Origin of the sequence: Vibrio sp. A1-b2 (assembly GCF_021726015.1) — a bacterium.
In the GTDB taxonomy this organism is placed as follows: Bacteria; Pseudomonadota; Gammaproteobacteria; order Enterobacterales; family Vibrionaceae; genus Vibrio; species Vibrio diazotrophicus.
Map to the genome: position 1 here is coordinate 85,578 of NZ_JAKKCI010000009.1, position 12,864 is coordinate 98,441.

The following is a 12,864-nucleotide window of genomic DNA, read 5'->3' on the forward strand; positions in this document are numbered from 1 at the left end:
AATTATTTGTTCTTCTATTGAATTTATAAAAGCCAAATGCAAAAACCTGACCAAGTGTTCAACATCAACAAGCGTAAGGCTTCGCATTGAGAACTCTCATTTGCTTCGCTTTATATTGGTGCAGAGTGTTGAAAATGGTGCAAAAAATAGATACTTGACAACAACAGGCTATCCATTGATTACTTTAAATATAAGCCTAAATCGAAAGGAGTTCTTTTGGATACTGAACTTGCGCATCACAAGCGTTCTATTTCTGGAGAAATACGCAGGCGTAACGAAACGCTAATCCTGCAAGCGGCGGCTGATGAATTTGTAAAACATGGATATAAAGGAACGTCGGTTCAAGCGATAGCGGACAGAATCAACTTACCCAAAGCGAACATTCTGTACTACTTCAAGTCGAAAGCAGGGCTTTATAAGGCTCTGCTGAGAGACATTTTAAATTTATGGAATGAAGGTTTTTCAGAAGACGCGGCCAATATGTCGCCAGAGGCGGTTTTACGGAATTATATTGTTGGCAAAATGCGCTATAGCCGTACACATCCGCAGGAATCGAAGATCTTTGCTCAGGAGATCATTCAAGGAGCGCCGAATATTCGAGATGAAATCCAGTTCCCAGTGGTGGAGTGGACCGCGGGTAAATCATCGGTAATTCAGACATGGGTGGATAAAGGATTGATTCGGCCAGTCGAGCCTTTGTATCTGCTGTTTTTGATTTGGAGTTCAACCCAATTCTATGCAGATTTTGATACTGAGATTCAGTTGATCAAAGGTTCGTCTATGTCAGAAAGCGAATTTGAAGATGCAGAGAATTTTTTGGTTAACATCATCATCCGCGGTTTAGCGGTAACAACGTCATAAGGAAGTGAGGGAAACTTGAGCCAGCCAATGTTTGAAATACCTATCTTTGGTATTGGAATAGCAGGAAATTTTGCAGGACATCTGCAACAAACAGGTGAAGAAAAGGGTTTACAGGGAAGCGTTGATACACAAAGCCCGCAGGCTCTATTTCCGTTTTATGTCGCTGGTGCTAGTGATGCTTATCTCAACGTTAATCCGTACTCATTTGACGTTCTCATGTTACCTACTAATCCCTCAGCTAAAGTGCAAATGGAACCTGAGATTGCTCTGATTGCCAAGGTAAAATATTTGGGAACGTCAGTGCTTGGTTTTGAAGCTGAAGGGATGACCTTGTTTAATGATGCAACTCACCGCAACGCAGTGGTAGATAAGTTGGCTCAGAAGAAGAACTGGGGTGCAGCGTCTAAAGGTATTGCAAGTAAAGTCATTCCACTTGCAGACTTCAGCAAAAATTCTGACTTGGATAAGTATCGCTTTTGCAGCTTTCTTGGCAGAAATGAACAGTGGAACCTGTGCTGTAATGATGTTTCATTGGGTGATTACAGCTACAGTTACGAGCAGTTAATCGCGTGGCTAGTCAGTCAGAGCAATGCACAGAAAAACGAAGGTGCTTTGCATTCTATTCAAGAGTTATTAGGTCAGGCGGGTTATCCCGAACGTATTTTGATCTCTCTTGGTTCTTCTCGCTACACACCATTTGGTGAATGCCATCAACTTGGTGCAAAAGACAAAGTTTGCGCGGTGTTGTATGACTCTACACGTATTGATGTTGATGAGATTCAGTCGTTTGTTGAGCGCGGAGAAGTGCAGAAGTTGAAACGCAATCACGTGGTGTTATGGCAAGAGTGCCAATAAAGTAGTTCACTTGGTCAAAGTGAATATTTAGAACGGCTTATCTGATGCAGGTAAGCCGCTTTTCTATGAGGGTTAAATGCTCGTTTTAGAAAACGCATTAGCGTTTTTGTTGAGATACATAGCGTGGTCAGCTTTAGTGATCAGCGTTTCAATATCGATGTTTTTATCGTTATAAATCGCGTAACCAATACTTAAGCTTGGCTTGATTTCTTTGTTGTTGTGGAAAAATGATTCACTTTCGATTTTGTTTTTAATCGATTGGGTAACGCTGTTGACCTTCTCTGGAAGGTAGATGTTGTTCAAAATAACAAGGAACTCATCACCACCAATTCTTGCTACTGTATCTGTACTGCGAACATTTTCTTGGAGCTTTATGCTGATGAATTGCAAGAATCTATCGCCTACATCATGACCATAATTGTCGTTTACTAACTTAAAGTCGTTAACATCAACGCTTAACAGGGTAAAAAAGCTATTGCCCTCTTTTTTGGTGGACATTTTCTTGAGCAATTTCTTAATGTAACGTCGGTTTGGAAGATGAGTTAACTCATCCTGCATCGCAGCTTTATGAATGGTTTTATAGTTCTTATAAATTAAGAAAAATAACGCATAGATAAGACTCACCGAGATAAGAGCCATTGATAAAATTGTTCTTTCAATGAATGTCAGATGAGCACTGTCACTGAGTTTATATTTAGCCGCTAATTGCCAACGTCCATAAGGTAAATTGATGAAATGCTGAATGTCTGGGTTATCAAAGATTTCGATATCACCATAGAGCACTTTTGGGGTGTTTGTGATGTTTCTAATTGCAACTTCAGCATCAAAAATGTCGTAAATACCGCTGTACGTCAGTAACTTGTTGTAATCAATAACCACACTTACGGTGCCCCAATAGGCTTTGTTGTATGGGAAATCTGAATAAATCGGATAGCGAGCAATCAGGCCTTGTCCACCTTGTACTAGATTGACTGGACCATCGATATAAATGTGTTGTTTTTGCTTTGCTAATTGGATGGCTTTGTACTGTTCAGGTATACGTGATAGGTCAACACCTAACGCTGACTCGTTACCTTCGAGTGGATAGATATAGGTAATGATATTGTTCGGTGAAGCGGTCACATTTCGTACGTGTTGAGATTTGCTCAGAAGCTGGCTTGCGACAACATCCCATTTTTTAAATGCGGCATCCGGATCAATGGTGATTAAGGTTGCCAAACTATCAGCAAGAAAAGTATCCATAAAAATGGACGCTTCAAAGTTGGAACGCACAAGAGAGATGTTGTTTGCAACAACCATTTCCACTTTTTTCGACTCCAAACTGACATAATGATTTTTTATCGCTATTGAAATTGGAGTGGCAATCGCAAAAAAAGCAATGGAAATTAGGGCAAAAATGAAATCTGTTTTCTTGTTATATGACACGTAGTTATGTATCCAGAGTATTGAAAAGCTGTGTAACTTATCTTCTAGGCATACGTCTTCGAAACGAAAACTACCAATTAGCAAAATATATTTTTGGCTACAAATATATTTATAGTTCTATTTATATAAATGCATCAATTGATGGCTAAAAAATATTTTTGCTGTGAATGAAATATACAGTTTGAGCAAATATTTGTGAAGTAACTCGTAAAAAAATTGTGGATTACCTTAGCTTCTTATAAGCATCAGGATTCGTAATTTAGATAGAACAACCGAGATTGTTTTTGGCATTTTTATAACGGTTCAAGAACAGAAAATCTGTATTGTTATTGTTTTTAAATGATATCCGACCAGTTCATTCGTGAGATTTGCAACTATAACAGTATCTTCTCATAGACTTTTTTCATTAGGCGTGGTGATATCTAGTGAGTAAAGTATTATTAAATTCGATGTAATTAACGTTACTAGACAAGGAAGTAAAACGTTAAATGATCTCTCCCCAATATTCTTCTACCCGTCGCTTTATTATTTTCATTATTTTGGGAGTGCTTGCGCCTGTCTTTGCTTGGGCAAAAGCGAGCCTTATGACGCCCAACTCACTCTCTGATTACTACGTTGATACTTGGACATCTACAGAAGGTTTACCTCATAACAGCATTAATGCGATTGCTCAAACTCAGGATGGGTATCTTTGGTTTGCTACATGGGAAGGTGTTGCAAGATACAACGGTTTAGAGTTTAGACTTTTCGACCGTGGTCCCATCACACATATGCTAGATTCGGGTACCCGCGCCTTGGTTTCCGACCAAAACAATTCGTTATGGGTGGGAGGTGCGAGAGGAAGCTTAAGTTTAAGATCAGGGTTTACCTGGCATCCTCAGGAAGCTGCGCCAAGCATGGTCAACCATGTGCTGATTGATCACTCTGGCAATCAATGGCTGGCGATAGAAGGACAGGGCGTTGTACGCAGGCAAAAAAATGCGGACGGTTCCTATGTAGAGAGTGTCTGGATATTAGAAAATATTAGTGCTTACAGACTGATCAAAAACAGTGCGAATGAGATATTTGTCGGTACTGAGAGCGGCTTATATCAACTTTCGGAGCACTCCTCTGCGAGAATTGAAACTACCCAATTTGATAAAGTTTACTACCTTTCTCTGTCCCATAATGGCGATCTTCTTTTAGGTACAAACCGTGGAGCATGGCGCTATGATGGAAAAGAGTTATCCCTGATTGACCCGAGAATAAATAACACGGTTGTGACGGTTGTCGAGCAGGATTCTGCAGGAAACATCTGGTTGGGTACCATCAATAAAGGATTAGCGCGTTTAACGGAAAATACTCTTGAGTTTTTGGATGCCAGTAAAGGCTTACCGAATAATCGCGTGCTTTCTTGGTATCAGGATATTGAAAGTAGTATCTGGGTTGGGACTAATGGCGGTTTGATTCGCCTTCGTAATGCGCCTTTTATGTCTATTACTCAAGATAAAGGCTTAGTTGGCAATTATGTCCGCACGGTTTTGTCTATTGACGACGAGACGCTTTTAGTGGGTACAAGTAATGGCTTAAGTATTATCAAACAGAGCTGTCCAGAACCTGCTTTAAATGATGATATTTCCTTATCGATATTGAGCTTGGCCAACGCGTCAGATGGTGGTGCTTGGGTGGGTACTTATCAAAATGGCTTGATGAAATGGAATAACAGGTCGATTGAACCGATTCTAACCGATAAAGAAGGTTTGCCAACTAACGAAGTTCGAGCGATTTTAGAAGACAGTCAACACAATCTTTGGATAGGAACTCCGTTTGGTGTCGTGAAGAAGCAGCCTGACGGAACAATGCAACACTTTACTCAACAGAATGGCCTTAGTGACGATTATGTCATGGCACTGGCTGAAGATGAGTTGGGGCATATTTGGGTTGGTACAGGAGTGGGCGTTGGCTATTGGGATAACGACAAGTTCGAAAATTTGGAGTTAGACCAACTAGAACAGGCTCAATATGCTTTTGGATTCTATATTGAACCCGGATATGTGTGGATTGCGACAGACAGGGGTATCGTCCGCTATCGATTGTCTGACCAATCTTCTGCACTTGTCGGGCGTCCTCAGGGATTGCCAATCGATAAGTTTTTCCAGATTCAAAAGGATGATGATGGCTACTTCTGGCTGTCGAGTAATCGTGGTATCTGGAAGATCAATGCAGACAGAGCTCATGATGTCGCCGACGGAAAAGAATCAAGCGTTGTGTTTGAGCACTTTGATGAAACTGACGGTATGGCAAGTAGCCAAGCGAATGGCGGTTCGAACCCTGCTTCTGCAAAACTCAGCAGTGGTTCAATTTATATCGCAACAGCGAAAGGTGTGGCATCTATTCATCCCAATAAACTTCATACTTTAAGCAGTAATCCACTGCCTCTTGTATTGCAGTCTGTTCGTTTTGATTCGAATTACATTAACCCAGAAGCGATGCCTATAGTGCCTGCCGGAACGAGCAGAGTATCCATTAACTATGTTGGATTGGGTTATGTGATGTCTGAACGAATAGAGTATCGTACCAAGTTGGAAGGATTTGATAACACATGGTCCGAACGCAGAAATACTCGCAGCGCAGAGTTCACTAATTTACGTCCCGGTCACTACAAGTTTCTGGTCAGCGCCCGTTATCCTTATGGTAACTGGACTGAAGCCAAAGTGCTTTATGAGTTTGACGTCGAACCTCTATTTTGGCAGAGAAAAGAAGTCATCGTTTTTATCATTCTTTCGTTACTGGCGCTGATTGGTTCCGGCGTTTTCTGGCGCATTCAGAGCTTGAAGCGAAGTGAGCTGCGCTTGAAGCAACAAGTCGCTCTTCAAACGCACGAGTTACGCTCTCAGGCGACCATGTTTGAAAAGTTGTCTCATGAAGATGAATTAACAGGTTTAGCCAACCGAAGAGCATTTGACTCAAAGCTTAAAGAGCTATTCGATAAGGCGAGAGAAAGTGGAGAGGTATTGCAACTGGCGGTACTGGATATCGACCACTTTAAACGTATTAATGACAAATATTCACATTTAGTAGGTGATCACGCCATTGTGGAAGTGGTCGATGTTCTGAAACGTCATATTGAGTCGGATACATTGCTGGCCAGATGGGGCGGAGAAGAGTTTACTCTTTTGTTTGTCAGTGATACTCATCAATCAGACGACTATTTAGAACGTTTACGTTCGGCAATAGAAGCGCACAGCTTTGACGATGTAGCTTCGCAGTTAAGAATCACTGTAAGTATTGGTGTTTCAAGTAGTGAATATCTTTCAGATTATGAAGACCTGCTGAAACTCGCAGACCATGCATTGCTAAAGGCAAAACGTAATGGCCGAAACAGAGTCGAAAGAATAAGCGTTTAAAGAAATAAAAAACGGTCGCAATTAGCGACCGTTTTACATGGCGTCTTATTTGTTTTCCGCTATCAGAAAACCTTACATGCAAACCCTTTAAGATAGAAACCTTCTGGATACGCGGTATCAGTTGGGTGGTCTGCGGCTTGTTCAAAACGCTCTACGAACTTCACGTCACGACCAGCATCCAAAGCCGCATCTGCAATGATTTTTTGGAACAGAGCTTGATCCATTAAACCTGAACATGAGTAAGTCAGCAGCGTACCGCCCGGTTTTAAAATTTGCATCGCTAGCATGTTGATGTCTTTATAGCCACGGCATGCACCGTTCAGTTGAGCTTTTGACTCCGCAAACTTTGGTGGGTCCATAATAACCACATCAAACTGGGTACCTTGATCGCGATATTCACGAAGTAGTTTGAATACGTCTGCGTTGAGGAATACAGCACGTTTTTTCGAGATATCAAATTCATTGAGCTCTGCGTTGAATTTGGCCGTATCAAGAGCAGGTTGAGAAACGTCAGCGTTGATCACGCGTTTTGCTCCGCCTTTCAGTGCGTATAAGCCAAATCCACCAGTGTAAGAGAAGCAGTTAAGAACTTCTTTATCTTTCACATATTTCATTGACTGGAAACGGCTGTCACGTTGGTCAAGGTAGAAACCAGTCTTATGGCCGTTAACGATATCAACATTAATTTTGATACCGTTTTCTTCGATCACAACAGACTTAGGTGGCAATTCACCATGAAGAACACCAACACGCTCTTCCAACCCTTCTTTTTTGCGTACAGCAACGTCAGAACGCTCGTAAATATGGCATTCAGGGAAACAGGTATTAAGGGCTTTAACTAACGTTTCTTTCTGGTACTCAGCACCAGCACTTAAAAGTTGGCATACAAGGTAGTTATCGTATTTGTCGATAGTAATACCCGGCAGACCATCAGATTCCGCTGCAATCAAACGATAGCCAGTTAAGCCATCACGTTCGATGAAATCGTCACGAAGCATTTGGGCTTGTTGAATTCGTTTGATGAAAAATGCGCTATCAATCTCTTCTTTATCGAAGCTCCAAACACGAGCACGAATTTGCGAATGCGGAGAGTAGGCGGCTTTTGCTAACCACTGACCGTCGTTTGAATAAACATCGACGGTTTCACCTAAACTTGGTTCACCTTCGATGCGTTGAATACCACGGGAGAAAACCCATGGGTGTTTACGACGTAATGATTTATCGCGGCCTTTGACCAAATAGATTGCAGAAGTCATTGCTCTACTCTGAAGAATGATAGAAAAGGTCGGGTATTGTCGTGGAACTGAGCTTGAAAAGCAACTCGACTTAATGATGTTCGTTATCGAGTGAGCTGAGCCTAATTCCAAACGAACTTGGTTTCGAAAATAAGATCATTATCCAATAGTGAGTGCTAGGTAAAACAATGAGCTAACTATTGGCTATCCTTAAAGGAAGTCGATAAATAGGGAAGATTTCGAATGGCGACAAAGTGCGACAAATTTATTGTTTCCGGTGTGGTTCAGGGGGTAGGGTTTCGCTATCACACTTCTCATCAGGGATTAAAGCTTGGGTTAACGGGTTACGCTAAAAATCTGAACAATGGGGATGTTGAGGTAATCGCCTGTGGCCCAGTTGAGCAGGTTGATGAATTTTACGAATGGTTAAAAGAGGGGCCAAGAACGGCGTCAGTCGATAAAATCGTGCGCACAACCTGTACGATTGAGAAAAGTTACCGCGGATTTGAAATTCTGTAGGCCTATATTTGCCTAGTCTAATAAGCAAGACCTACAGAAAGAGATACTCAATGAAAGATTAAAGGCACTTAGCCGGTTTTGGTAAACCTGCTAATTTTGTCGCCTGTTTTGCCGGACCTTTAGGGAACAGTTTAAATAGATACTTACTGTTGCCTTTTTCAGGGCCGTGTTCTTTTTCCATCGCTTTTACCAGCATTCGAATTGCTGGAGAAGTATTAAACTCCTCGTAGAATTTGCGAACAAAAAGTACCACTTCAATATGTGCATCAGTCAGTTGAATGCCTTCTTGCTCAGCCAAAATGTCCATCATACCTTCAACCCATTCCGTTGAATTAAGCAGATAGCCCTGAGCGTCAGTTTCGATTGTGTTTCCGTTGTATTCAAACATTGCGTTTAACAGTGAGTTGTTTAACTAATTGCGCATAGGGTAGCGAAGGGAGTGGCTTTGCTCAAGAAGAAAAAAGCCCGAAATAATCTCGGGCTCTTGTATTCAATCAGTTTGAAGACTTATTAGTCGTCGTTCATGATGCCTAGGATGCTTAGTAGGCTAGTGAACAGGTTCAGAATGTTCAGGTACATAGAGATTGTTGCGCTAACGTAGTTAGTCTCTTCACCGCGAACAATACGGCTAGTATCGAACAGAATGAAACCAGAAAACACAAGTGCTGACATGCTGCTAATTGCTAGTTGACCCATTGTAGAACCAACAAAGATGTTGATGATTGCTGCAACGATAACAATGATTAGGCCAGCAACTAGGAAGTTGCGCATGAATGAGAAGTCTTTCTTAGTGCTTACTGTGTATGCAGAAAGACCTAGGAACACCATACCAGTCAAACCAAGAGCTTGAGCAATAATAGATGGACCATTTGGAATTGCTGCGTAGTAGTTAAGCATTGGACCCAGAGCACCACCCATTAGAGTTGTGAACACGAATGTCCAAACAATACCCATAGATGAGTTGATTGCTTTAGGTAGAGCGAAGAATAGAACACCGATTGCTGCTACTTGCATTACAAGCGCCATGATTGGTGAGATACCCATCGCCATTGTCACTACAGCTGCGATAGCACTTGTCACTAGCGTCATCGACAGTAGGAAATAAGTGTTCTTTAGCGTTTTGTTTATCTCAAGTGTGCTTAATCCACTTGCAGAACGAGAATACATTGGAGTGTTCATACTTTTACTCTTCCTCATTGAAAGGTGTTTCTTGTTTATATAGACATTAATGAGGCTAATAGTTCCGTTTTTCAAGCCTCTGCCTTGTACTGACATTAAAAATAATAAACAAAAACGGTTTAAATAAGCGTGACAAGTTGTAACACAATATTTCCGTTCATCTAAGTTTATATCTAGGCCAATACTAACACTAAATCATTCATATTTTTGTAAGTTATTGTTGAAATAAACCATTAGTTACAAAAGAAAAAGAGGCGATGATATCGCCTCTTCAAATTATGCATGATTCACACGGTTTACCGATGCAACATTAGTGATGAAGAATCTGCGCCAAGAAGTTTTGTGTGCGATCAGATTGCGGATTTTCAAAGAAATCTTTTGGATTGTTTTCCTCAATGATTTCACCTGCGTCCATAAAGATCACTCGGTCAGCAACTTCTTTTGCAAAACCCATTTCGTGAGTTACACAAAGCATCGTCATACCTTCACCAGCAAGTTCAACCATTACGTCTAGTACTTCGCGAACCATTTCTGGGTCAAGTGCTGATGTCGGTTCATCGAACAACATCACTTGTGGGTTCATACATAGAGAACGCGCAATAGCTACACGTTGTTGTTGACCACCAGAAAGCTGACCAGGGTATTTGTCTGCTTGGTCTGGGATCTTAACGCGCTTCAAATACTTCATTGCAATCGCTTCAGCTTCGTCTTTAGGCATTTTCTTTACCCAAATAGGAGCAAGCGTACAGTTCTCTAAAACCGTTAGGTGAGGGAAGAGGTTAAAGTGCTGGAAACACATACCGACTTCACGGCGTACCGCTTCGATGTTTTTTAAGTCTTCAGTAAGTTCTGTGCCTGCCACTAGAATCTGACCTTTTTGGTGTTCTTCTAAGTGGTTGATACAACGAATCATGGTTGATTTGCCCGAGCCTGAAGGGCCACAAATAACGATCTTTTCGCCTTTTTTAACATCCAGGTTGATGTTTTTTAGTACGTGAAACTCACCGTACCATTTGTTCATGTCCTTAATTTGAATCATGAAATCTTCTGCAGTTTGTTGCGTCATAATACGTTCCCTGAATTATTGTTTATCGTTTGTGACCGGTATGGAGTTTGTTTTCTAGCCATATCGAGTATCTCGACATGCTAAAACAGAACACCCAGAACACTAACGCGACAAATACGTAACTTTCTGTAGCAAAACCTAACCATTCAGGGTCGGTGTTTGCTGATTGACCAATACCAAGTACGTCGAACATACCGATAATCAGAACCAGACTGGTATCTTTAAACAGGCCAATAAATGTGTTTACGATAGATGGAATAGTAATTTTCAGTGCTTGCGGAAGAATGATTAAACCCATTTTCTTCCAGTACGACAGACCGAGTGCGTCAGCTGCTTCATACTGACCCTTAGGTATCGCCTGCAAACCACCACGAATAACTTCTGCCATGTAGGCTGAGCTGAACATCACCACACCGATAAGAGCACGGATGAGTTTGTCCGTTTCAGAACCTTCAGATAAGAACAGAGGTAGCATAACGGAAGCCATGAACAGGACAGTGATTAGCGGAACACCACGCCAAACTTCAATATATACCGTACATAGGCTGCGGATGATTGGCATATTAGAACGACGTCCCAAAGCCAGAACCACACCGATTGGCAGAGATACAACAATACCTACTAACGCAATGATAAGAGTAACTAACAAGCCACCCCATTTGTGTGTCTCTACGACTTCTAAACCAAACACGCCGCCGTATAACAAACCAGCGATTAGGAATGGATAGATGTTAACGAAAAACAGCCAGATCCAAGTTCTTTTTGGTGTTTTATCGTAAGCAATTGCAGCGACGAACATGGCTAAGGTAATAAAGAATAGGCGAGGGCGCCAAAGTTCAGCTTCAGGGTAGAAGCCGTACATGTATTGTTGCCAACGTACACTAATAAATACCCAACATGCCCCTTCACGGCTACAAGCATCACGAGTGGCACCCACCCAGTCAGCGTTTATAAACGCCCAATCGATAACGTTCCAAAGTCCCATAAAGGCAAAATACGCCAGAATGACAGTGACAATGGAGTTTGCCGGACTGTTAAACAGGTTCTTTCTAAACCAGCCAACGACACCAGTGGTATTTTCTGGCGGCGGGAGACTTGGTTGAAATTGATGTACTTTCATCTTATCTCTCCACCAATGCTACTTTGTGGTTGTAAATGTTCATAAATAGTGATGTGAGCAAGCTAAGTGTTAAGTAAACGCCCATGGTCATTGCAATGATTTCAATTGCTTGACCAGTCTGGTTCAACGTTGTACCAGCAAACACAGAAACTAAGTCTGGATAACCAATCGCCATTGCAAGTGAAGAGTTCTTGGTTAAGTTCAAGAATTGACTGGTTAAAGGCGGAATGATGATTCGCAATGCTTGCGGAATAACCACCAGTTTCAAAGTCTTAGAGCGTGGTAGGCCCAAAGACATCGCCGCTTCAGTTTGGCCATGGCTAACTGCATTGATACCAGAACGAACAATTTCAGCAATAAAGGAAGCTGTATAGATACTGAGAGCTAACAGCAATGCTGCGAGTTCAGGAATAATACTGATACCGCCTTTGAAGTTGAATCCTTTCAATACTGGGTATTCCGCAGAAATCGGCATGCCCATGATGAAATAAACAACCAGTGGTAAACCAACACACAAGCCTAACCCGATACGGAACATAGGTGTTTGTTGACCAGTCAAACGCTGTTTATTTTTGGCCCAGATACCCACACTGATTGTCGCAATGACACCAACAATGAAGCAGGCAACAACAATGCCGCTTCCAGCTTCAAAAACTGGCGCTGGGAAATAAAGACCGCGAACGTTCAGAAATATAGCTTCGCCCAGGCTCATACTTTCTCTGGCAGACGGTAGCGCTTGAAGCACGGCCACATACCAGAAAAATATTTGTAGAAGTAGGGGGATATTTCGAAAGGTCTCAATGTAAACGGCGGCTAAACGACTCACTAGCCAGTTTGAAGAGAGTCGGGCGATACCCAAAACAAAACCAATAACGGTTGCTAAGATAATACCCAAGAATGAAACAAGAGCTGTGTTAAGCAAACCCACCACAAACGTACGACCGTACGAAAAGGTTTCGTTGTACTCAATTAGGCTCAAACCAATCCCAAAACCTGCAGGTTGGCTCAGAAAATCAAAACCAGTTGCAATACCTCGCGCGCTAAGGTTATTCAGTGCATTGTTTATTATCGTATAAAAGAATAAAGCGAGAGCAGCCAGTGCTATGAACTGAAAAACGACAGAGCGAAAAGTGGGATTATAAAGAAGATTTGTGCTTTTAGCCGGAGCTGATTCCGACATTTGCACTGAATTATTTGTAGGCTTCATACAGCGATAAC

General features: G+C 41.8%; 11 protein-coding genes. 4 read left to right on the forward strand and 7 right to left on the reverse strand.

Annotation, left to right across the window (positions count from 1 at the left end; translation table 11 throughout):
• Positions 1 to 216 precede the first annotated feature (216 nt).
• Together L3V23_RS17155 and L3V23_RS17160 are read left to right on the forward strand one after the other, a co-directional pair.
• Positions 217 to 861, forward strand: coding sequence for a TetR family transcriptional regulator C-terminal domain-containing protein (locus L3V23_RS17155; RefSeq protein WP_102966601.1), 645 nt, complete (start codon positions 217 to 219; stop codon positions 859 to 861).
• Positions 862 to 876: 15 nt separating this feature from the next.
• Positions 877 to 1,716 (forward strand): DUF5718 family protein, encoded by an 840-nt coding sequence (locus L3V23_RS17160; protein ID WP_237292641.1) that lies wholly within the window; start codon positions 877 to 879, stop codon positions 1,714 to 1,716.
• Positions 1,717 to 1,788: 72 nt separating this feature from the next.
• On the opposite strand, the gene L3V23_RS17165 is transcribed toward L3V23_RS17160, so the two are convergent.
• Positions 1,789 to 3,015: a diguanylate cyclase gene (locus tag L3V23_RS17165; protein WP_237292668.1), complete on the reverse strand. Its 1,227-nt coding sequence runs from the start codon at positions 3,013 to 3,015 to the stop codon at positions 1,789 to 1,791.
• Positions 3,016 to 3,629: 614 nt separating this feature from the next.
• Between L3V23_RS17165 and L3V23_RS17170 the strand changes: the two genes are divergently transcribed.
• Positions 3,630 to 6,527 carry a ligand-binding sensor domain-containing diguanylate cyclase gene (locus tag L3V23_RS17170; protein WP_237292642.1) on the forward strand — a complete coding sequence of 966 codons (2,898 nt, stop codon included), beginning with the start codon at positions 3,630 to 3,632 and terminating at the stop codon, positions 6,525 to 6,527.
• Between the two features lie 62 nt (positions 6,528 to 6,589).
• Here the strand turns inward: L3V23_RS17170 and L3V23_RS17175 are convergent, their stop codons facing one another.
• Positions 6,590 to 7,783, reverse strand: coding sequence for a class I SAM-dependent methyltransferase (locus L3V23_RS17175; protein ID WP_102987061.1), 1,194 nt, complete (start codon positions 7,781 to 7,783; stop codon positions 6,590 to 6,592).
• Between the two features lie 222 nt (positions 7,784 to 8,005).
• Between L3V23_RS17175 and yccX the strand changes: the two genes are divergently transcribed.
• The gene (yccX, locus tag L3V23_RS17180) at positions 8,006 to 8,281 is read left to right on the forward strand and encodes an acylphosphatase (protein WP_042482584.1); all 276 of its coding nucleotides are present in this window, start codon (positions 8,006 to 8,008) and stop codon (positions 8,279 to 8,281) included.
• A gap of 58 nt (positions 8,282 to 8,339) precedes the next feature.
• On the opposite strand, the gene L3V23_RS17185 is transcribed toward yccX, so the two are convergent.
• The 5 genes from L3V23_RS17185 to L3V23_RS17205 form a co-directional block, all read right to left on the reverse strand.
• A complete protein-coding gene (locus L3V23_RS17185; RefSeq protein WP_102966598.1) occupies positions 8,340 to 8,669 on the reverse strand; it encodes a TusE/DsrC/DsvC family sulfur relay protein in 330 nt (109 codons plus the stop codon).
• Positions 8,670 to 8,791: 122 nt separating this feature from the next.
• The gene (locus L3V23_RS17190) at positions 8,792 to 9,460 is read right to left on the reverse strand and encodes a Bax inhibitor-1/YccA family protein (RefSeq protein WP_102942106.1); all 669 of its coding nucleotides are present in this window, start codon (positions 9,458 to 9,460) and stop codon (positions 8,792 to 8,794) included.
• A gap of 310 nt (positions 9,461 to 9,770) precedes the next feature.
• Entirely contained in the window at positions 9,771 to 10,526 is a 756-nt protein-coding gene (locus L3V23_RS17195) for an amino acid ABC transporter ATP-binding protein (protein WP_102955055.1), read from the reverse strand.
• A 22-nt stretch (positions 10,527 to 10,548) separates the two neighbouring features.
• A complete protein-coding gene (locus tag L3V23_RS17200) occupies positions 10,549 to 11,646 on the reverse strand; it encodes an amino acid ABC transporter permease (RefSeq protein ID WP_042482572.1) in 1,098 nt (365 codons plus the stop codon).
• A 1-nt stretch (position 11,647) separates the two neighbouring features.
• On the reverse strand, positions 11,648 to 12,853 hold the full coding sequence (locus tag L3V23_RS17205) for an amino acid ABC transporter permease (protein WP_102955056.1): 1,206 nt from the start codon (positions 12,851 to 12,853) through the stop codon (positions 11,648 to 11,650).
• Between the last annotated feature and the right edge of the window lie 11 nt (positions 12,854 to 12,864).